Here is a 20,656-nt window from a genome sequence, read left to right as displayed (position 1 = left end):
TTATAAGTCGTCAAAGACATTTAACGCATCTGCGAGTTTCTTCACGCCAAAGACCTGCATCCCTTCCGGGATTTTTTTCGGCACGTTGGCGGCGGGCACAATGGCGCGGCGAAAGCCGTGCTTCGCCGCCTCGGAGATGCGCTCCTGGCCGCTTGGCACCGGGCGTATCTCCCCGGCCAGACCCACTTCACCAAACACCACCAGGTCCTGCGGCAGCGGTCTGTCACGCAGGCTGGAGACCATTGCCAGCAGCAGCGCCAGATCCGCACTGGTCTCAGTGACTTTGACCCCGCCGACCACGTTGACGAACACGTCCTGATCCGCCATCTGCAGGCCGCCGTGGCGGTGCAGTACGGCCAACAGGATCGCCAGGCGGTTTTGTTCCAGGCCAACGGCCACACGCCGTGGGTTACCCATCATTGAGTGATCCACCAGCGCCTGAATTTCCACGAGCAGCGGACGCGTCCCTTCCCAGAGCACCATCACCGAGCTACCGGAGGTCACTTCATCGCCCCGGCTGAGGAAGATGGCAGACGGGTTGCTGACTTCACGCAGCCCCTGCTCGGTCATGGCAAACACGCCCAACTCGTTCACCGCACCAAAACGGTTTTTGTGGCTGCGCAACGTACGGAAACGGGAATCGGCATCGCCGTCGAGCATGACGGAGCAGTCGATACAGTGCTCCAGCACTTTCGGCCCTGCCAGCGAGCCATCTTTCGTGACGTGGCCGACCATCACAATCGCCACACCGCGCGTTTTGGCAAAGCGCGTGAGATAGGCGGCGGTTTCACGCACCTGCGCCACGCTCCCCGGTGAAGACTGGATATCCGCCATGTGCATCACCTGAATGGAGTCGATAACCATCAGCTTCGGCTGCTCTTCTTCGGCAATCATGCAGATTTGCTCGATGCTGGTTTCCGAAAGCATGTTGAGGTTGCCGGTTGGCAGGCCAAGACGGTGCGCACGCATCGCCACCTGCTGCAGGGACTCTTCACCGGTGACGTACAGGGTTTTCATCTGTTCGGCGAGCTTGCAGAGCGTTTGCAACAGCAGTGTTGATTTACCCGCTCCCGGGTTACCGCCGATCAGGATCGCACTGCCCGGCACCACTCCCCCGCCGAGCACACGGTCAAACTCTTTGAAGCCGGTCGAGAAACGCGGCAGCTCTTCGAGGCTAATATCCGAGAGCTTTTGCACTTTCGCGACACCGGCGTTGCCGGCATAACCGCTCAGGCGTTCATTGCGGGCCACGCTCGGCGAAGCCGCCACACCACGCACTTCGGTGATGGTGTTCCAGGCATGACAGGCGCTACATTGCCCCTGCCAGCGCGGATAATCCGCACCACATTCATTACAGACAAATGCGCGTTTTGGAGCTTTCGCCACGGTTTACCTCGTTATTTCTGATTCACGCTGCCGGAGAGAATGCAGAACACCCCCATCAGGTCAGCATGACGGATGGTGACTTCCGTCTTTTCATTCACTTTAGGCTTGGCATGGTAGGCAATGCCAAGGCCTGCCGCTTTGATCATCGGCAGGTCGTTCGCGCCATCACCGATGGCAACGGTCTGGACGACAGGAATTTCATATTTTTCCGCCAGACGGGTCAGGGTATTGGCTTTGTACTGGGCATCCACGATATCGCCGATCACCTGGCCGGTCAGCTTTCCGTCCATGATTTCCAGCTCATTCGCCACTACGGTGGTCAGGCGCAACGTGTCGCGAAGGTAGTCGGCGAAGAAGGTGAACCCGCCCGAGGCGATAGCCACTTTCCAGCCCAGCGTTTCTAACTTCAGCACCAACTGCGTCAGCCCCGGCATTAACGGCAGCTCATCACGCACCTGGCGCAGGATGTTCGCATCCGCCCCTTTCAGGGTCGCCACGCGCTGTCTCAGACTGGCGGTGAAATCCAGCTCGCCGCGCATCGCGCGTTCGGTCACATCGGCCACCAGCTCGCCGCTGCCGGCAAGCCTGGCGATCTCGTCGATGCACTCGATCTGGATGGCGGTGGAATCCATGTCCATCACCAGCAGACCCGGCGTTTTCAGGTGTGGAATTTTGCCGAGAGGCGCCACGTCCAGGCCGGCATCATGCGCCAGGCGGGTCGCGCGCTGCGTCAGCGAACCTGCCAGGCGGATGACCTGATAATCCTCTACGCACCAGGCCGCCACGATGACCATCGCTGCACCCAGTTTGGTTTGATATTGGGTCAGGCGTTGCTTGTCCAGGCCGCGTCCGTACAGCAGCCAGCCGCTACGGCCAGCGTGGTAATCCAGAGGCATCACCTCATCACCACTTAAAGAGAGCGGCAATCCTGGCCATAAAGAGACATCCGTAGGCAGGTCGCACCAGGTAATGTTCGGCATTGAAGCTCCTGTGAATTCGTTCGCGCCGGAAGGTTCCAGAGGGAAAATAACGCATGAGGCTACCTTGTAACCATCACTTCTGGCAACATTAAGCCGTAAATTTTCAGCAGGTGGAATATGGCTCGCGCAAAACTGAAATTCCGACTTCATCGTGCCGTGATTGTCCTGATATGTCTCGCACTCTTGGTCGCGCTGATGCAAGGAGCATCGTGGTTCAGCCAGAATCACCAGCGGCAACGTAACCCGCAGTTTGAGGAACTGGCGCGAACTCTGGCGCGTCAGGTCACGCTCAACATCGCCCCGGCGATGCGCACCGAAACGCCGGACGAGAAGCGCATAGGTCAGATATTACGCCAGTTAACCGAAAACAGCCGCATTCTTGATGCCGGTGTCTACGACGAACAGGGCGACTTGATCGCCCGTGCCGGTGAGCACGTTGACGTCCGTGACAGGCTGGCGCTGGACGGCAAAAAAGCCGGCGGCTATTTCAATCAGCAGATCGTCGAACCCGTGCAGGGGAAAAATGGTCCGCTCGGGTATTTGCGCCTGACGCTCGACACCCACACCCTGCCCACCGAAGCAAAACAGGTGGACAACACCACCAATATTTTGCGCCTGATGCTGCTGCTCTCGTTGGCCATCGGTGTGGTGCTGGCACGCACGCTGCTGCAGGGTAAACGCACCCGCTGGCAGCAATCGCCTTTCCTCCTGACCGCCAGTAAATCGGTGCCCGAAGAGGACGAGGGCGATAAGAAAGAATAGTGATAAAGTAGGCTTACGATTCGGAAAAGGAACTTTGCCATGACGACGTTACGCCTGCTTATCTCTGACTCTCACGATCCCTGGTTCAATCTCGCGGTAGAAGAGTGCATCTTCCGTCAGATGCCAGCCACTCAACGGGTGTTATTTTTATGGCGCAACGCCGATACGGTGGTGATTGGCCGTGCGCAGAATCCCTGGAAAGAGTGTAATACCCGGCGTATGGAAGAGGATAACGTCCGCCTGGCGCGACGCAGCAGCGGCGGCGGCGCGGTATTTCACGACCTCGGCAATACCTGCTTTACCTTTATGGCGGGCAAACCTGAATACGATAAAACCATTTCTACCGCGATTGTGCTTAACGCCCTGACATCGCTGGGCGTGACTGCCGAAGCGTCAGGCCGCAACGATCTGGTCGTCAAAACCCCCGACGGGGATCGCAAAGTCTCCGGCTCCGCCTACCGTGAAACCCTGGACCGGGGATTCCATCACGGGACATTGTTGCTGAACGCCGACCTCAGCCGTCTTGCGAATTACCTTAATCCCGATAAGAAAAAGCTGCAGGCCAAAGGTATCACCTCCGTGCGAGGCCGCGTCGCCAACCTGATCGAATTACTGCCGGGCATCACCCACGAACAGATCTGCGATGCCATCCGCGAAGCGTTTTTCGATCACTACGGCGAGCGGGTCGAAGCCGAAGTGATCTCCCCGGATAACACCCCTGACCTGCCAAACTTTGCGGAAACCTTTGCCCGTCAGAGCAGCTGGGAGTGGAACTTTGGTCAGGCGCCGGCCTTCTCGCACCTGCTGGACGAGCGCTTCACCTGGGGCGGCGTGGAGCTTCATTTTGACGTGGAAAAAGGCCACATTACCCGGGCACAGGTCTTTACGGACAGCCTGAACCCTGCGCCGCTGGAGGCGCTGGCCAGCCGCTTACAGGGCTGCCTGTATCGTGCCGACACGGTGCAGCTGACATGTGAGGCGTTACGTGGCGAGTTCCCCGATCAGGCAATCGAGCTGGGCGAGCTTTCTGCCTGGCTTTCGCAGGCCGTACGCTAAACTATGTTGCCCGGCGTGCTTCGCCGGGTGAGTGATGTAACCTGTTTACGCGATAACCTCTTATTCTTATTTTTTAAGCAGGCTTCAGGGATCCAGCCTGCCCCATCTTATTAAAAAATATTATATTATCGTCGGGAAGGGCATTGAATGCTTCCCGGCCTTACGAAAACCGCTAATAACTTTCAATAATAAATTGAACAATAAAAGCGGAAATATGCCCGTAAAATGCGTGAAAATATTCACACCATCTATGCTTTTATATTTTCATTACTGCCCGTTTAGAAATTCTAAATACACCATTTAGAGCAGCCACAATATACTACCGCCCGTGGTTATACCCATATATAAAACCTATTGATTACATTACTAGTCGACAGTTCTATAATTTCTCTTCGTTAAGGAACAACAATGAAAAAAATTCTTCTTGTCGCGGCCATCGCTGCGGCAACGTCCATGACCGCAGCCCATGCGGCTAACACCGCCGTCATGAAAGTGAAAGGCAAACTGACCAACGCGTCATGTACTCCTACAATGAGCAACGGCGGTGCAGTAGATTATGGCAAAATATCAATGGGCTCACTGAGCGCGACTGAGGATAACCAGCTCGGCCAGCGTGATATCACCATGACAATTACCTGTAATTCTGCGACCAAAGTCGGCTGGACAATGTACGACAACCGCAAAGACAGTCTGGCTGATGGCCATTATATTGAAGTCGATGATTCTGCCGTTGATGGCAGCTCGACATTCAGCCCTCAGTACACAAGCGGTTTAGGTTTTACCAAAGAGGGCCAGAAGATTGGCGGATGGGCAGTGTATACCAACCTGCCATATGTCACGGTAGACGGCGCACCTGCTGATGCGATTACCGCGGGAGGCACTAATCTGACTAAATGGAATAAAAATACGACGGGTCGTCTTGTTCTGGATGACTACGAAACCATGTCCGTCGCCAAACCGGGTGAACTCGTGCCGATGGCCTTTACCGAAGCCGTATTCCCAATGAAAGTCTCCATGGCAATCAGGAATACCAACAGACTGAGCATTACCGAAGATACCGAACTGGATGGTCAGGCGACCATTACGCTGAAATACCTCTAATTAAATTATCGCTCAGGCGATAACGTATCTCTGACGGCGAATTTAATTCGCCGTTTTTTATTCCTTTATTCATACTGCATCCATCATATTATTCGCAAGACGTAAATACATACATGATTGTATTTACAGCCCTTAATTAAACTCACAACCGAGTGTAGAATTTCTCATTTCACAAATAACTCTGACCATTAATAGAATTCCCGCGCTTGTGAATCAATACGTTAATTACACGCACACAAGAAAATGTCCACTTTTTGGTTAAGGAATAACAGTGAAAAAACTTCTTCTCGCCACTCTGATTGCCGTGGCTTCTCACGCTGCGCTCGCCGACTCTACCGTTGTGATGAAGGTGAAGGGCAAAATGAATAATGCGTCCTGTACGCCTGAATTAAGCAATGGCGGTTCTATCGATTTTGGCACCATTGCCCTGGATCAACTTTCGCCTACCCAGACGAATCAGATGGGTCAAAAGGACATGTCGTTAACCATTACCTGCCCTTCAGCGACCAAAGTGGCCTGGAGCATCGCGGACAATAAAGAAGATACCAATGCGGCAAATGACCTGACGTCCAGCCAGTTCTACATCCGCGATGCGGCGGATAACGGGGGTGATGCCTGGGGCGCTGGTACGACCTATGGCGTTGGCACCACGGCGGCGGGCGAAAAGATTGGGGCGTATGCCATCGCAACGCGCGTGAATGAAGTTACCGCCAATGGTCTTCCGGCTCAGGCCATTTATGCCCCGGCGTACGTCAACAGCAATGGCGAATACATGTGGCGTAACCTGAGTACCGGTATTATTGCCAACGGTAACGCAGAAATTATGACGGCGACCACCCCAGGCAAATCTTCTCCGCTGGCGATTACCAACGTCGTCTTCCCGTTTAAAGTCTCGATGGCCATTGTGAATACCGATCGCCTGACCACGACTGATGAAGCTCAACTGAGCGGCGAAACCACCATTACGCTGGTTTATCTCTGATACGTTAAGGTCATGTTTTCTTTTCTCCGGCGGAGATATTCCGCCGTTTTAAAGCAGAATATAAATCCATTCATATCTGATTGTAATGACTTAATAAAATCTCAATGTGCTCGTTAGAAAATCTAATTATTGCATTCTGTGAATCATTAATAGAATCAGCGGCGCTTGTTATTTAACACGTGTATTCATGCAAGCACTTTGCGGACTAAAAATATCTTTTTTAGTCACTCTCTTTCAGGTTAAGGAATAACAATGAAAAAGCTTCTTCTTGCCACCGTGCTATCCATGGCGGCAACAGCCGTTTGCGCAGAACCGACCGCCATGCTCAAAGTACAGGGCTCACTGACCAGCGCAGGCTGCGTGCCGGAAATCAGCAACGGGGGTCTGGCCAACTTCGGTGAAATCGGTCTGGACTCCCTCTCCTCCAGCGTGCCATATCAGGCAGGTCATAAAGATGTCACCCTGACCATCAAGTGCCAGTCCGCCACACGCGTGGGCTGGACGCTTCACGACGATCGCGCGGACTCCAACGCCGGTGCCAGCCTGCCAGCCAACCAGTTCCACGTGGATAACGCTACCGCAAACGGTGGCCAGGCATCTGGCTCCAGCCAACTGAACGGCGTAGGTAAAACCAGCGCCGGCGAGAACATCGGTGCGTATGCCATTTCTACCTACCTGACCTCCGTTACCGCAGACGGCGCGGCGGTACAGCCTATCGCGGCTACCCTCTATACCGGCGGCACGATCAGCAGCAGAAGCTGGATGAACATGTGGACCAGCGGCATCCTCTCCAACGATGGCACCGACGTCATGACCGTTTCCAAAAGCGGCCAGCGTGCACCTTTAGCCTTCATGAGCGCGGCATTCCCGCTGAAGATTGCGCTGGCCGTAGCCCCAAGCGACAAGCTGACCCTGACCGACAAAACCGAGCTTGAAGGCCAGTCAACGATCACCCTGGTTTACCTCTAATCCAGCCCCCTGACGCAAAACTCTCCAGTTACATGGGGAGTTTTTTTCCTGACCAGCGAATGAAACCCACTATGTCTACGATCCACACATCAACACGTTTGATCTGCTCACTGTGCCTCGCCCTTCCGGCTTCGCTTTTTGCCGCCGGAATGGTGCCTGAAACCACCCTGCTGCTGATTGACGAAGCGAACCACGGCGGCGTCATGAGCGTGAAAAACACCGACAGCATTCCCACCCTGCTTTATACCTCCATCCGGGATATCGGGGGCGACCAGGGGGTAAAACTCAACGTCACCCAGCCGGTGGTGCGCCTCGAGCCAGGCCAGGAGCAACAGGTTCGCTTTATTCTTGAAACCGACAAACCGCTTAGCGTTGAACAGTACAAACGCGTGGTGTTCGAAGGTATTCCGCCCAAGAGCACGGATAAAAACGTGAAGGTCGGGATCAACCTGCGTCAGGATTTACCGGTCCTGATCCATCCCAAAGATCTGCCGGTGGTCACCGACGCCTGGAAATTACTGACCTGGTCAGTCACCGGGAAAGAGGTCAAGGTGCAGAATCCGTCCGCCTACGTGGTCCGTTTCTCCACCTCTGTCACCTTACTGCCTTCGCATACGGAAGGTCTGGTCAACAAGACGTTTATCCTGCCGGGAGAGACCATGACGGTGCAGACCGACACCCCGGTTAACGGCACCGATAACGCCATTGAGTTCAATCCGGCCAGCCGCTACGGGATTGAAGTTGAGAGCTTTACCGCTTCCCTGACGCGCCAGTAAGACAGGGATGTTTTGGTGATTGAGTTCTCTTTGCGTAATCAGACGCTTCGCGCCGCCATACTGGGGGCTTTGACATTGCCCGCCCAGTCGGTATCGGCGGCCGGTATGGATTTTAATACCGATATTCTGGCGACCCGCGGTATCAGCACCAACCTCGCCCACTACTTCTCCCAGGCCCAGCGATACCTGCCGGGGCCGCATGCCGTGCAGGTAAAAATTAACGGCGTCGATAAAGGCACGCTTGCGATCCGCGTGGGAGAGGAAGGGCAACTGTGTCTGGATGATGACTTTACCCGTGCGGCAGGTCTTCTTCCGCTGAATATCGATGCAAAAGAGCCCTGCCATAATCTTCTGCAAGATTACCCGACGGCCACCGTCACGCTGCTGCCCAACGCGGAGTCGCTTGAGATTTATGTTCCCGCAGAGGCGATGGACAATGGTTTTTATGCCGCGAAATACTACGCGCACGGCGGTGCGGCGGGTCTTATCAATTACAGTGCGTTCAGCAACTACAACGAGTACGGCAGCGGCGGAAACAGTACCTTTTCCCAGGGCAATATTGGCGCCGGTCTCAACGTGGCGAACTGGACGCTGCGCAGCAACTTTATCCTGACCGACGATAACGGAACCCGCAGCACAGAGAATCTCTATACCTACGCGGAACACGTCTTCGAAGAACGGAAACTTCGCATTCAGGCGGGGCAGATTAACGTCAACTCGGCGCTGTTCAGTGGCGCACAAATTAATGGCGTACAGTTCATGCCGGAAACGGGCCTGCAACCGAATATTCCGGCGACGACCATTTCCGGCATCGCCCGCACCAACCAGGCGCGCGTTGACGTTCGTCAGTCCGGGCAGGTTATCTACTCTTCGCTGGTGAATGCCGGTCCGTTTACTCTGACCGATGTCCCGGTGGTGCGTGGCAACGTGGATTTGGACATCAGCGTGGTCGAAACCGACGGTTCCACCACGACGTTTACGGTTCCCTCCTCCTCACTGAACGTGAGCGGGATGACGCGCACTGAAGGGCTCAGCGTCTCGTTGGGTAAAGTTCGCGATACCGGGGATGAACAAGGGTCGCCCTGGGTATTTAATTTTTCTGACGGAACCCGGTTTACGCCCCAGCTCACCGGCGTCACGGCGGGCGTGCTGGCAGAGCAGTATCAGGCCCTCGGGGCGATGCTGGAATGGTCGCCAGCCGAATACTGGCTGCTTTCTCCCAGCGTTCAGATGAGCCGCGCGCAGTTCTACGGTCAACAAAATGGCCGCAAGATAGAATTGCAAAGTCACCTTTCCCTGCCCGAGCAACTCACGCTTGGGGTCAGCGCATCAACCTACAGCACCGGCTACCGGGAGTTAAACGAGGCGATGGACGCTGAATCCCAGCGCTATCAAAGCGCCTGGAATACCAGCCTCAACTGGAACAACGCGTGGGTTGGCTCGCTTTCATTCCAGTACAGCGAGAATGCCGGGGATGAAGAGAGCAGTAGCTCCCGCTACCTGATGGTCTCCTGGGGCAAGAGTCTGGGGCACACGTCGCTCTCAGTGAACTGGCAGCACGCCCTCAGCAGCAGTGAGACGGAGAAGGGCGGCACAAGTGATGGCGACCTGCTCTATCTTAATCTGGTCATTCCGTTTGGCACTGAGCGCATCAGTACCTATATGCGCAGCCAGGGTGAAAAACAAAACCTCGGTATTCAGGATAGCGGATCGTGGGGTCAAAACACCAATTACAACCTCTCGGTCGATCGCGACAATCAGGACAAGACCCAGTCGTTTAACGGCAATGTCAGCACCAACCTGCACTACGCACAGCTGGGCATGGCCGCAGGGCTGAATGACGGGAACCAGCATAATTACAGCACCTCCCTCAGCGGCGGCATCGCCCTGCATGGTCATGGCATTACGTTTGCACCCTACCCGATTAAAGACACCTTTGGCATTGCGCGATTAAGCGAGCCGGAAAGCGGTATTCAAATCACCACGCCCGATGGAACCGTCTGGACCGATGCGTGGGGACAAGCCGTGGTGCCGGGTCTGCGCGAGTGGCAAACCTCTCAGATTGTCATTGATGCCAGCTCCCTGCCACAGGGAATGGATTTATCGAACGGGATACAGACCGTTTCCGCAGCTTACGGCTCATTCGCGCAGGTGGATTTCCACGTGCTGAACACGCGTCGTCTAATGCTGAGCGTGAAACGCCCTGACGGGTCATGGCTCGCCAGAGGGCTTAGCGTGGTGGATAAAGACAGCCGTTATATCGTCAGCGTAATGGATAACGGCAGCGTGTTTATTCCCGACGCCACGGATGCGCCCGCCCTGTATGTGGTGGACGACAACATGGCAAAAATTTGCCACATCACGTATTCGCTCAGCGAAGACAAAAATACCGAGTCCTATTACGAAAAAGCAGAAGGAATGTGCCAGTGAAAACCTGTTATTCCCTTTTATTCGCGGCGTTTGCCAGCATGATTTTGCTCTTCTCCGCACGCGCGTCCAGTGAAGAGTGTCAGGTTACGTTTTCGCAGCCTGTTGTCTCGTTTGGACAACTCAAACCGTCGGATATCGCCGCCTCGCAGAAGAACTGGAACCGAATGCCGGCCAAAGAAATTACGGCCAACGTTTTCTGCCCGGAGCCGAGAGTGATGGCCTTGTTTGTGCAGTCCACTGCCGGCGTCAACGGGGGGGTTCTCTTTGGTCAGGACGGGCGACTGGCCATTATTGCCGACAGTATGGTGGTTGACGGGCATGCCTGCACGCTGGCGAAAACGACGGACCGTATCGGTTTTACGCCCTCCTCCAGCCCGACGCAACGCGCGTTTATCAAAAATAATGAAGGTCTCGTTGCCCGGCAAAATGCCGTGCCGGTGCGGGGTAAACACATGAGCTTCACCCTTAAGATTGTTCCCGTCATTAATAACAGCCAGCTTCGTCATGTTGCTGACAATACCCTTCTTGAGAGCAATATGGCCTGGGAATTATTAACACAGGAATAACCCCATTCACGCGTCAGGTACCTGCCTGCGTGAAGCGTAGAAAAGCACTACCGTTACAAATACTGACGGGTTAATACCCCGCAATGTCATGCTTTTTATTTATGTTAAGGATTAACAATGAAAAAATGTTTACTCGTTGTCGCGCTGGCCCTGGCGGCCACATCCGCACACGCGGGCGATACCGCCGTGCTGAAAGTCAAAGCCTCGCTTGCCGGTGCCTCGTGTGTACCGGAGCTGAGCAATAATGGCGTGATCGATTTTGGCAGGATTCATATTGGCGATTTGTCGCAAACCCAGGCTACGCAGCTGGGCGAAAAAGGGGTGATGCTGACGATCAACTGCCCCACGCCAACAAAGGTGGGCTGGAGTATCGCGGATAACCGTACCGATTCCAACGCCAGCACGGGCAGCAGTAACCTGAAGGTGAAAAACGCCAATGCTAACGGCGGTGAGCTTCGCGGTGCGATGAACACCTTTGGGCTGGGCAAAACGCACGATGGTAAAAACATCGGCGCGTACTCCATCTACACCACGCCAGGCGATGTGACGGCGAACGGCAATAACGCTGAGCCTATCCGTACGGCCGTGACCGCGGGAGCGGGCGTGAGCCGCTGGCAGAAAGCCAACGGTGGTACCATCGCCAATAAAGATTTGGGTCTGATGAGCGTTGCGCCGGCGGGCAAAAACGACCCGATGGCGGTCACCAGCGTCTCTTTCCCGCTGAACGTGTCGCTGGCGGTCGAGAATCTGAAGAATCTGTCTTTAACGGAAGATACGGAGTTTGACGGTCAGGCGACCATCAGCGTGGTGTATTTGTAACCGGGAAGAGCATGCCGGGCAGCGAACGCCGCCCGGCAGTACAACATTACTCTTTGTCGCCCAGCAGAACGGATTCCAGCGCGATTTTGATCATGTCGTTGAAGGTGGTCTGACGCTCAGCAGCGGTCGTCTGCTCGTGCGTACGGATATGGTCAGACACGGTGCAGATGGTCAGTGCTTTCGCGCCAAACTCAGCCGCGACACCGTAGATCCCTGCCGCTTCCATTTCCACACCCAGGATGCCGTACTTTTCCATCACGTCGAACATCTCGCCGCCGTCTGGTGCATAGAACAGATCAGCAGAGAACAGGTTACCCACGCGTGCGTCTACGCCCAGCGCTTTTGCGGCGTCAACCGCGTTACGCACCATGCCGAAGTCAGCGATGGCGGCAAAGTCATGGTCTTTGAAACGCATACGGTTAACTTTAGAGTCCGTGCACGCGCCCATGCCGATAACCACATCACGCAGCTTAACGTCCATACGTACTGCACCGCAGGAGCCTACGCGAATGATTTTCTTCACGCCAAAATCGGTGATCAGCTCTTTGGTGTAGATGGAGCAGGATGGGATACCCATACCGTGACCCATCACGGAGATTTTGCGGCCTTTGTACGTACCGGTGAAGCCCAGCATGCCGCGAACGTTGTTCACTTCACGCACGTCTTCGAGGAAAGTTTCTGCAATATGCTTCGCGCGCAGCGGGTCGCCCGGCATCAATACGACGTCAGCGAAATCACCCATTTCGGCATTAATGTGAGGAGTTGCCATCTTCAGTTCCTTTTATCGTGTTTTTGCCGGGTGGCGGCGGCGCCTGCCCGGCCTGCATGGTGTTCTCCCTCTCCCGGAGGGAGAGGGGATACGCCCGGATGTGTTTAGAACATGGCCTTGCCATATTCCATGTCGGACGTACCAAAGTATTTCGCAATAGTCTGACCGATATCGGCGAAGGTTTCACGGTGGCCCAGTGAGCCAGGTTTCACTTTCGGGCCGTACACCAGCACAGGAATATGCTCGCGCGTGTGATCGGTACCGGTCCAGGTTGGGTCGCAGCCGTGGTCGGCGGTCAGGATCAGAATGTCATCTTCCCCCACCAGCTCCATCAGCTCCGGCAGACGGCGGTCAAACAGTTCCAGTCCCGCGGCATAACCGGCCACGTCACGACGGTGGCCCCAGGAGGAGTCGAAGTCCACGAAGTTGGTGAAGACGATAGTCTTGTCACCCGCTTCTTTCATCTCTTTGATGGTGGCGTCAAACAGCGCATCCAGACCAGTGGCTTTCACTTTTTTGGTGATACCGCAGTTGGCATAGATGTCTGCAATTTTCCCCACGGACACCACGTGGCCGTCTTTCTCGTCAACCAGCTTCTGCAGTACGGTCGGTGCCGGTGGTTCAACGGCCAGGTCATGACGGTTACCGGTGCGCTGGAAGTTACCCGCTTTATCACCGATAAACGGACGTGCAATCACGCGACCGATGTTATAGCCGCCTTCGGTCAGCTCTTCACGTGCGATTTCGCACAGCTCGTAAAGCTTATCCAGGCCAAAGGTCTCTTCGTGGCAGGCAATCTGGAACACGGAGTCGGCAGAGGTGTAGAAAATCGGCTTGCCGGTTTTCATGTGCTCTTCACCGAGTTCGTCCAGAATCACGGTACCGGAAGAGTGGCAGTTACCGAGGTAGCCCGGCAGATTGGCACGCTTAACCAGCTTGTCCAGCAGCTCCTGCGGGAAGCTGTTCTCGTGATCGGAGAAGTAACCCCAGTCGAAGAGAACCGGCACGCCGGCGATTTCCCAGTGGCCAGACGGGGTATCTTTACCGGAAGAGAGCTCGTGCGCCCAGGCGTACGCGCCTACCACTTCCGCATTGCCGTCCATACCGGCTGCAATTTTACCGGTAGAACCTTCATGGGCTTTCACCAGACCCAGACGGGTCAGGTTTGGCAGAGTCAGAGGGCCTTTACGACCGTTGTCCGCTTCGCCTTTCGCACAGGCTTCAGCGATGTGACCCATGGTATCGGAACCCACGTCACCAAAACGTTCTGCATCTTCGGTTGCGCCGATGCCGAATGAGTCCAGCACCATAATAAATGCACGTTTCATAATTGTTCTCCGTACGTAGTGCTTCAAAAATTATCGATCAGATCAGTATACCGCTATTCGGTGATACGGCGATAGACAGTCGGTGTGCTTTGCGGTGCTTTATCATCAAGCGTAATGGCCGCTTTCACCGCCTTCGCCGCTTCCTGCCAGCTGGCTTCATCTTTCGCGTGGATCACGGCCAGCGGACGTTGACCATCGACGCTGTCACCCAGACGCGCCATATCGGTAAAGCCGACGCTGTAATCAATGGTGTCCGAGGCCTGACGACGACCGCCGCCCATCGACACGACCGCCATGCCGAGCGCGCGCGTATCCATCGCCGAGACAAAGCCTTCGGTATCGGCGTAGACCGCTTTGCTGAGCGTCGCCGTTGGCAGGTATTTCGCGTAGTGTTCCACGAAGTCGGTTGGGCCTTTCTGCGCCGCTACCATGCGGCCGAAGATCTCTGCCGCTTTGCCGTTATCCAGCACCGCCTGAAGTTTGGCGCGTGCGTCGGCATCATCGCTGGCGAGCTTGCCGGAGATCAGCATCTCCACGCACAAGGCCATGGTGACATCGAGCAGACGCGGGTTCCGGTATTCACCGGTGAGGAACTGCACGGCTTCACGCACTTCCACGGCGTTGCCTGCGCTGGACGCCAGCACCTGGTTCATGTCCGTCAGCAGGGCGGTAGTACGCACGCCCGCACCGTTGGAGACGCCCACAATGGCTTCTGCCAGCGCCGCGGAAAGTTCATAGGTCGGCATAAAGGCGCCGCTGCCCACTTTCACATCCATGACCAGCGCATCCAGGCCTTCCGCCAGTTTCTTGGCGAGGATAGAGGCGGTAATCAGGGGAATAGAGTCAACGGTCGCGGTGATATCGCGGGTCGCGTAGAAGCGCTTGTCTGCAGGAGCAAGAGAGCTGGTCTGGCCGATAATCGCCACACCAACGTCTTTAATAATGTCGCGGAAGCGATGGTCATCCGGGAAGATATCGAAGCCCGGGATGGCTTCCAGTTTGTCCAGCGTACCGCCGGTATGTCCCAGGCCACGCCCGGAGATCATGGGGATATAACCACCACAGGCCGCCACCATTGGGCCCAGCATCAGCGACGTCACGTCACCTACACCGCCGGTTGAGTGTTTATCCACAATCGGGCCGTTGAGGTTAAGGCTTTTCCAGTCCAGAACGGTTCCTGAATCTCGCATCGCCATGGTCAGCGATACACGCTCAGGCATCGACATATCGTGGAAGAAAATGGTCATCGCCAGAGCAGCAATCTGCCCTTCAGAGATGGTGTTATCACGAATGCCATTGATAAAGAAGCGGATCTCTTCGTCGCTTAATGCATGACCATCACGTTTTTTACGAATAATTTCTTGTGCGAGAAACACGGTAACCCCCGAGAAAACAGGTTAAATGCGGCGGATGGCCCGCCGCAGGATAAAAATCAGTAGCTGCTTGCGCTCTTACCGTCGCCGTGACCCAGCGCTTTCAGCAGGCTCGCCAGCAGGCTGGATGCACCAAAGCGATAGTGACGGGAATCCGCCCACGCCGGACCAAACAGTTCGTCGGCAATCGCCAGGAACTGCTGCGCATCTTCAGCCGTGCGCACGCCGCCCGCAGGTTTGAAGCCTACGGTTTTTTCCACGCCCATATCACGGATCACTTCCATCATGATGCGCGCGCTTTCCGGCGTTGCGTTCACCGGCACTTTACCGGTAGAGGTTTTGATGAAATCTGCACCCGCGTTGATGGAGATTTCTGACGCTTTACGGATCAGCGCTTCTTCTTTCAGCTCACCGGTTTCGATGATCACTTTCAGCAGCACGTTTGCCGCTGCACAAGCGTCTTTACACGCTTTCACCAGGTCAAAACCAACCTGCTCGTTACCGGCGATCAGCGCACGGTACGGGAATACCACGTCCACTTCGTCAGCACCGTACGCGATGGCCGCGCGCGTTTCAGCCAGCGCAATCTCGATGTCGTCATTGCCGTGCGGGAAGTTAGTCACGGTTGCAATGCGTACATCCGGCGTGCCCTGCTCTTTCAGCGTCTTACGGGCAATGGGGATAAAGCGCGGGTAGATACAGACGGCTGCAGTGTTCCCGACGGGCGTTTTCGCCTGATGGCACAGGGCGATGACTTTCTCATTGGTGTCGTCATCATTCAGGGTGGTCAGGTCCATCAGTTTCAACGCGCGCAGGCTGCTTGCAGTTAAATCGGTCATAACATTCTCCAACGGCATCGCCGTATAAATTTCACCTTGCGGTCTGTGACTATTCTAACATCCAGCCGCACTTACACTTCGACATTCATCACAGTTAATGAAAACTGCGTACAAATTTGCATTACTGTAATGAGATGAACTTCAAATTTTACTGCTGTCGCTGCTGATTAAAGCAGCGATACCCGGTGTGGGATCAAAAGTCCCCCCGGGATGACTTCCTACAATTCGGTCATCATCCGCAGAACCATAAAGGAAGCGAATATGTCCCACGCCAGCCCTCACGCACTGCAACAACGTTGCCAGCAAATTGTGACAAGCCCGGTATTGACCCCCGAGCAAAAACGTCATTTTCTGGCGCTGGAGGCGGAGAACCATCTTCCCTACCCCGCGCTGCCTCAGGCCGCTCGCACCGCGCTGGAAGAGGGATTTATCTGCGACATGTTCGAAGGCCATGCGCCTTATAAACCGCGCTATGTTCTGCCTGATTACGCCAGATTCCTCGCCAACGGCTCGGCATGGCTGGAACTGGAAGGGGCAAAGGATCTGGATGACGCGCTCTCACTGCTGACCATCCTGTACCACCATGTTCCTTCTGTCACATCGATGCCGGTCTTCCTCGGTCATCTTGATGCATTACTGCAACCGTATGTTAGGATTCTAACACAAGAAGAAATCGATAGCCGAATAAAACGTTTCTGGCGCTATCTCGACAGAACGCTTCCGGATGCGTTTATGCATGCCAATATTGGCCCGGCGGACACGCCCGTTACCCGCGCGATTTTACGCGCTGATGCAGATCTGAAGCAGGTCGCACCGAATCTGACCTTTATTTATGATCCCGATATCACGCCGGATTCGCTGCTGCTCAGGGTGGCCGAAAATCTCTGTGAATGCAGCAAACCCCATATTTCTAACGGCCCAGTGAATGATAAAATTTTCACAAAAGGCCGTTATGGCATCGTGAGTTGTTACAACTCCCTGCCGCTGGCAGGCGGTGGCAGCACGCTGGTGCGCCTTAACCTGAAGGCCATTGCCGAACACAGCGACTCGCCCGAAGACTTTTTTACCCGTACGTTGCCCCACTACTGCCAGCAGCAACTGGCCGTCATCAATGCCCGCTGCGAGTTTCTGTATAAAAAATCCGGCTTCTTTGAGAATAGCTTCCTCGTAAAAGAGGGGCTGATTGATCCCGACCGCTTTGTGCCGATGTTCGGCATGTACGGTCTGGCCGAAGCGGTGAACGTGCTGTGTGAGAAAGCGGGGTCACCGGGCCGTTACGGTAAAGACGACCAGGCCAACGCGCTGGGGTATCGCATCAGCGAGCAGCTCGCGGCGTTTGTTGAAAACACACCGGTGAAATACGGCTGGAAACAGCGTGCGATGCTGCATGCCCAGTCCGGAATAAGCTCTGATATCGGTACGACGCCGGGCGCGCGGTTGCCTTACGGGGAGGAACCGGACCCGATTAGCCACCTGCTGAGCGTGGCGCCACACCACAAGCACTATCACGCCGGGATTAGCGATATCCTGACGCTGGACGAGACGGTAAAACGCAACCCACAGGCCGTGGTACAACTGTGTCTGGGTGCGTTCAATGCCGGAATGCGGGAGTTCACCGCCAACGTGGCCGGTAACGATCTGGTACGCGTGACCGGATATATGGTGCGGTTGTCCGACCTGGAGAAATACCGTGAAGCAGGGTCACGCACTAACACCACCTGGCTTGGAGAAGAAGCCGCCCGACATACCCGCATCCTGGAGCGCCAGCCACGCGTGATAAGCCATGAACAGCAGATGCGCTTTAGTTAGTCAGGTGATCCCCTTCTCCTGCGTGGACGGGCCGGGCAGCCGCCTGGCTCTGTTTCTCCAGGGCTGCAACCTGCGCTGCAAAACCTGCCACAATCCGTGGACCATCGGACGCTGCAACGACTGTGGCGACTGCGTACCCCACTGTCCGCACGATGCACTGAATATACAGGCCGGGCGGGTCTGGTGGCAGGAGAGTCAGTGTCAGCAGTGTGATACCTGCCTGCAGTTGTGCCAGCAGCAGGCAACGCCAATGGCGCACCGTTTTAGCGTCGACGAGATCCTCACTCAGCTCTCTAAATCCGCACCCTTTATTGAGGGCATTACCGTGAGCGGCGGTGAAGCGACAACGCAGCTACCGTTCCTGGTGGCGCTCTTCACGGCGATCAAAGCCGATCCCGCCCTGCAACACCTGACGTGCCTGGTGGACAGCAACGGTCTGTTAGGGGAAACCGGCTGGCAAAAACTGCTGCCGGTATTCGACGGGGCAATGGTGGATTTGAAGGCCTGGGGGAACGAACACCATCGCTTCCTGACCGGACGCGAAAATCCGCAGATTAAGCACAGTATCCGCTGGCTGGCACACCACCAGCGGCTGGCGGAACTGCGATTACTGGTGATCCCGGAGCAATGCGATTATCTGGAGCATCTCAAAGCGCTGACGGCGTTTATCCACGCGTTGGGCAATGTCCCGGTACGCATTAACGCCTTTCATGCTCACGGCGTTTACGGTGAAGCGGCGTCCTGGCGCAGCGCCACGCCCGAAGATATTGAGCCGCTGGCGCGGGCGCTGGAACAACAGCAAATCGTGGTGATCCGACCGGCGCTTTATCTATAATGTAATACCAAATACCGCGCGGGTATTCTCCAGCAGGGCATGCGCAATCACCTCTTCCGGCTCCTCGCGCAGCTCACAAAGCGTGTCAAAGACCCGAGCGGCCTGCTCCGGGCGATTTGGCTGCCCCTGAAAACCGTTGAGCGGCATATCCGGTGCATCGGTTTCCAGTAATAATGCTTCGAGCGGCAGCTGCGCCATCACATCGCGGGTTTTACTGGCGCGTGGATAGGTGATGGTACCCCCGACGCCAATTTTATAGCCCAGCGCAATAAAGCGCTGCGCCTGCTGCAGGCTCCCTGAAAAGCCGTGCACAACGCCCCTTCGCGGAAGATCGATACGCTTCAGATGCATTGCCAGTTTGTCATGGGTTCGGCGGGAGTGAAGGATCACCGGCAGATCGTAGCGCTTCGCCAGCCGCAGCTGCGCATCAAGGATCGTCTGTTGGCGCGCAAACTGCGGATCGTCGCGATAGAGATCGAGGCCGATCTCACCGATGGCGACAAGTTTGTCGCCAGCCGTCTGCACAATGGCGTCCAGCGCGTCGATATGCTCATCAAGATGGTGTTCAATCACAATGGGATGCAGGCCGAGCGCGGCGTACAGCGCCTGGTGCCGCCTTGAGAGATCCAGTACCCGCTCAAAGTATGCCGCTTCAACCGCCGGCACAATTATCGCCTCTACGCCGGCTTGTGCAGCTCGCGTGATGCTTTGCTCTTCATCCCCCGTAAACGGTGGAAAATCAAAATGACAGTGGGTATCGATAAACCGGTACGTCACGCCAGATCCTCATTATCTAACAATGCGTCATTCGCCTGCGGAGCATCCACCAGCGGCATCGCCAGCGCATCATTCGCCACCACCGCCGGTGGGGTAATAATGGCTTTATGACGATGTATAGGCGGTTGTTCAGCCAGCAGTTTGCCTATTGTCGCCAGGAAGTAACGCCCGCACAGACGCCCCGTTTTATAATCGGTACGCAGCGCAGGAACGCGGCTGCCCAGCGCCATACTGACCAGCGGTTTAGGCGGGTAAATTTCAAATATACGCAGCTTACCCGGCGGTTTTTCAATAAAGCGCTGCATGGCGCCGTAGGTCGTTTCATGCTGCTTCGCGATATTGACCAGATGTTGCAGGCTGCTGTCGCCTAACCAGCGCTCCATGCGTTTAAACCATTGCGGGGTATAGTACATTTGCGACGGGACGGTGCGGATCACCACAATGGTTTTTGCCCCGCGTCGCGCAGCTTCCTGTACCGGCACCGCGTCACTGATGCCGCCGTCCAGATAGCTGATGCCGTCCAGCAGCGCGCCGGAACGATAGAAACCGGGAATGGCGCTGGAGGCGCGAATGATATCCAGCCAGTTCTCTTTTTGAGGAGAGAAATACCCCGGCGTGTAGTCATCACCACGGCTGGCGCACATCCAGAACTCTTTTCCGCTGTCGAACAGGCGCGCCGCCGTATCCATTGCCAGCGGCATCTGGCTTGAGGTCGAATCCAGCAGCCAGTCAAGGTCAATCAGGTTCCCGCCACGCACAAAGCGCACCGGGTTGAAAAATTCTTTCGCCGTGGTGTAGCGCATGATCACTTTTCGCGCGTAGCCGGGCTGGTTACAGACATAAGCAGAGAGGTTTTGCGCCCCGGCAGAGGTCCCGAAGTACAGGTCAAACGGGTTGAATTGCGCGCGCATAAACTCGTCCAGCACACCGGCCGTAAAAATGCCGCGCTGTCCGCCACCTTCACACACCAGCGCAAGCGGGCCTGCGCGAAACGGCTTTAACGCCAGCGGCGCAATATTGCCGAGCGTAACGGGAATTCGTTGCCCCACCTCTGCTTTCCTGTTTTCATTTTTCTGTTATGACACAGTAGCGCACCCGA

Annotated in this window: 19 protein-coding genes; 11 read left to right on the top strand and 8 right to left on the bottom strand. The window is 55.7% G+C overall.

Annotated elements, in window-relative coordinates; genetic code table 11:
- Together radA and serB are read right to left on the bottom strand one after the other, a co-directional pair.
- Positions 1-1,386, bottom strand: coding sequence for a DNA repair protein RadA (gene radA / locus ACN9MQ_RS03050; protein WP_014168542.1), 1,386 nt, complete (start codon positions 1,384-1,386; stop codon positions 1-3).
- A gap of 11 nt (positions 1,387-1,397) precedes the next feature.
- On the bottom strand, positions 1,398-2,366 hold the full coding sequence (gene serB / locus ACN9MQ_RS03045) for a phosphoserine phosphatase (protein ID WP_020885272.1): 969 nt from the start codon (positions 2,364-2,366) through the stop codon (positions 1,398-1,400).
- A 117-nt stretch (positions 2,367-2,483) separates the two neighbouring features.
- Here serB and ACN9MQ_RS03040 point away from each other — a divergent pair, with 117 nt between their 5' ends.
- From ACN9MQ_RS03040 to ACN9MQ_RS03000, 9 genes are all read left to right on the top strand, one after another.
- A complete protein-coding gene (locus tag ACN9MQ_RS03040; protein ID WP_020885273.1) occupies positions 2,484-3,128 on the top strand; it encodes a YtjB family periplasmic protein in 645 nt (214 codons plus the stop codon).
- Positions 3,129-3,167: 39 nt separating this feature from the next.
- Entirely contained in the window at positions 3,168-4,184 is a 1,017-nt protein-coding gene (gene lplA / locus ACN9MQ_RS03035; protein WP_014168539.1) for a lipoate--protein ligase LplA, read from the top strand.
- 408 nt (positions 4,185-4,592) lie between these two features.
- Positions 4,593-5,285 (top strand): DUF1120 domain-containing protein, encoded by a 693-nt coding sequence (locus ACN9MQ_RS03030; protein ID WP_113656601.1) that lies wholly within the window; start codon positions 4,593-4,595, stop codon positions 5,283-5,285.
- Between the two features lie 271 nt (positions 5,286-5,556).
- Entirely contained in the window at positions 5,557-6,267 is a 711-nt protein-coding gene (locus ACN9MQ_RS03025; protein WP_020885275.1) for a DUF1120 domain-containing protein, read from the top strand.
- Positions 6,268-6,519: 252 nt separating this feature from the next.
- The gene (locus ACN9MQ_RS03020) at positions 6,520-7,236 is read left to right on the top strand and encodes a DUF1120 domain-containing protein (protein WP_014168534.1); all 717 of its coding nucleotides are present in this window, start codon (positions 6,520-6,522) and stop codon (positions 7,234-7,236) included.
- A gap of 71 nt (positions 7,237-7,307) precedes the next feature.
- Positions 7,308-8,012 carry a fimbria/pilus chaperone family protein gene (locus ACN9MQ_RS03015; RefSeq protein WP_044867940.1) on the top strand — a complete coding sequence of 235 codons (705 nt, stop codon included), beginning with the start codon at positions 7,308-7,310 and terminating at the stop codon, positions 8,010-8,012.
- A gap of 15 nt (positions 8,013-8,027) precedes the next feature.
- Positions 8,028-10,442: a fimbrial biogenesis usher protein gene (locus ACN9MQ_RS03010; RefSeq protein WP_426021237.1), complete on the top strand. Its 2,415-nt coding sequence runs from the start codon at positions 8,028-8,030 to the stop codon at positions 10,440-10,442.
- Positions 10,439-11,008: a hypothetical protein gene (locus ACN9MQ_RS03005; protein ID WP_350223475.1), complete on the top strand. Its 570-nt coding sequence runs from the start codon at positions 10,439-10,441 to the stop codon at positions 11,006-11,008. The genes ACN9MQ_RS03010 and ACN9MQ_RS03005 overlap by 4 nt, the downstream gene beginning before the upstream one ends.
- A 117-nt stretch (positions 11,009-11,125) precedes the next feature.
- The gene (locus ACN9MQ_RS03000) at positions 11,126-11,827 is read left to right on the top strand and encodes a DUF1120 domain-containing protein (RefSeq protein ID WP_014168530.1); all 702 of its coding nucleotides are present in this window, start codon (positions 11,126-11,128) and stop codon (positions 11,825-11,827) included.
- 46 nt (positions 11,828-11,873) lie between these two features.
- On the opposite strand, the gene deoD is transcribed toward ACN9MQ_RS03000, so the two are convergent.
- From deoD to deoC, 4 genes are all read right to left on the bottom strand, one after another.
- Entirely contained in the window at positions 11,874-12,596 is a 723-nt protein-coding gene (gene deoD / locus ACN9MQ_RS02995) for a purine-nucleoside phosphorylase (protein ID WP_013095492.1), read from the bottom strand.
- A 104-nt stretch (positions 12,597-12,700) separates the two neighbouring features.
- Complete coding sequence (gene deoB / locus ACN9MQ_RS02990) at positions 12,701-13,924, bottom strand: phosphopentomutase (protein ID WP_020885280.1); 1,224 nt, start codon at positions 13,922-13,924, stop codon at positions 12,701-12,703.
- 53 nt (positions 13,925-13,977) lie between these two features.
- Entirely contained in the window at positions 13,978-15,300 is a 1,323-nt protein-coding gene (gene deoA, locus ACN9MQ_RS02985) for a thymidine phosphorylase (protein ID WP_014168528.1), read from the bottom strand.
- Positions 15,301-15,356: 56 nt separating this feature from the next.
- Entirely contained in the window at positions 15,357-16,136 is a 780-nt protein-coding gene (gene deoC / locus ACN9MQ_RS02980) for a deoxyribose-phosphate aldolase (RefSeq protein WP_020885282.1), read from the bottom strand.
- 261 nt (positions 16,137-16,397) lie between these two features.
- Here deoC and ACN9MQ_RS02975 point away from each other — a divergent pair, with 261 nt between their 5' ends.
- Both ACN9MQ_RS02975 and ACN9MQ_RS02970 read left to right on the top strand, forming a co-directional pair.
- Positions 16,398-17,945, top strand: coding sequence for a YjjI family glycine radical enzyme (locus tag ACN9MQ_RS02975; protein WP_316992671.1), 1,548 nt, complete (start codon positions 16,398-16,400; stop codon positions 17,943-17,945).
- Positions 17,920-18,780, top strand: coding sequence for a YjjW family glycine radical enzyme activase (locus tag ACN9MQ_RS02970; RefSeq protein WP_020885284.1), 861 nt, complete (start codon positions 17,920-17,922; stop codon positions 18,778-18,780). Before ACN9MQ_RS02975 ends, ACN9MQ_RS02970 begins: the two co-directional genes overlap by 26 nt.
- Here the strand turns inward: ACN9MQ_RS02970 and ACN9MQ_RS02965 are convergent.
- Complete coding sequence (locus ACN9MQ_RS02965) at positions 18,775-19,557, bottom strand: metal-dependent hydrolase (protein ID WP_196087617.1); 783 nt, start codon at positions 19,555-19,557, stop codon at positions 18,775-18,777. The genes ACN9MQ_RS02970 and ACN9MQ_RS02965 overlap by 6 nt on opposite strands.
- Positions 19,554-20,606, bottom strand: a complete 1,053-nt coding sequence (locus ACN9MQ_RS02960; RefSeq protein ID WP_025205520.1) for a patatin-like phospholipase family protein — start codon at positions 20,604-20,606, stop codon at positions 19,554-19,556. Before ACN9MQ_RS02960 ends, ACN9MQ_RS02965 begins: the two co-directional genes overlap by 4 nt.
- Between the last annotated feature and the right edge of the window lie 50 nt (positions 20,607-20,656).

This window comes from Enterobacter sp. R-25 (assembly GCF_049913205.1).
Classification (GTDB): Bacteria; Pseudomonadota; Gammaproteobacteria; order Enterobacterales; family Enterobacteriaceae; genus Enterobacter; species Enterobacter ludwigii.
This window is presented reverse-complemented; position numbering and strand designations above follow the sequence as displayed.

Coding starts and splice junctions, on each gene's coding strand:
- serB (WP_020885272.1), bottom strand. CDS start 2,366: ATGCCGAACATTACCTGGTGCGACCTGCCTACGGATGTCTCTTTATGG.
- ACN9MQ_RS03040 (WP_020885273.1), top strand. CDS start 2,484: ATGGCTCGCGCAAAACTGAAATTCCGACTTCATCGTGCCGTGATTGTC.
- lplA (WP_014168539.1), top strand. CDS start 3,168: ATGACGACGTTACGCCTGCTTATCTCTGACTCTCACGATCCCTGGTTC.
- ACN9MQ_RS03030 (WP_113656601.1), top strand. CDS start 4,593: ATGAAAAAAATTCTTCTTGTCGCGGCCATCGCTGCGGCAACGTCCATG.
- ACN9MQ_RS03020 (WP_014168534.1), top strand. CDS start 6,520: ATGAAAAAGCTTCTTCTTGCCACCGTGCTATCCATGGCGGCAACAGCC.
- ACN9MQ_RS03015 (WP_044867940.1), top strand. CDS start 7,308: ATGTCTACGATCCACACATCAACACGTTTGATCTGCTCACTGTGCCTC.
- ACN9MQ_RS03000 (WP_014168530.1), top strand. CDS start 11,126: ATGAAAAAATGTTTACTCGTTGTCGCGCTGGCCCTGGCGGCCACATCC.
- deoD (WP_013095492.1), bottom strand. CDS start 12,596: ATGGCAACTCCTCACATTAATGCCGAAATGGGTGATTTCGCTGACGTC.
- deoB (WP_020885280.1), bottom strand. CDS start 13,924: ATGAAACGTGCATTTATTATGGTGCTGGACTCATTCGGCATCGGCGCA.
- deoC (WP_020885282.1), bottom strand. CDS start 16,136: ATGACCGATTTAACTGCAAGCAGCCTGCGCGCGTTGAAACTGATGGAC.
- ACN9MQ_RS02975 (WP_316992671.1), top strand. CDS start 16,398: ATGTCCCACGCCAGCCCTCACGCACTGCAACAACGTTGCCAGCAAATT.
- ACN9MQ_RS02970 (WP_020885284.1), top strand. CDS start 17,920: ATGAACAGCAGATGCGCTTTAGTTAGTCAGGTGATCCCCTTCTCCTGC.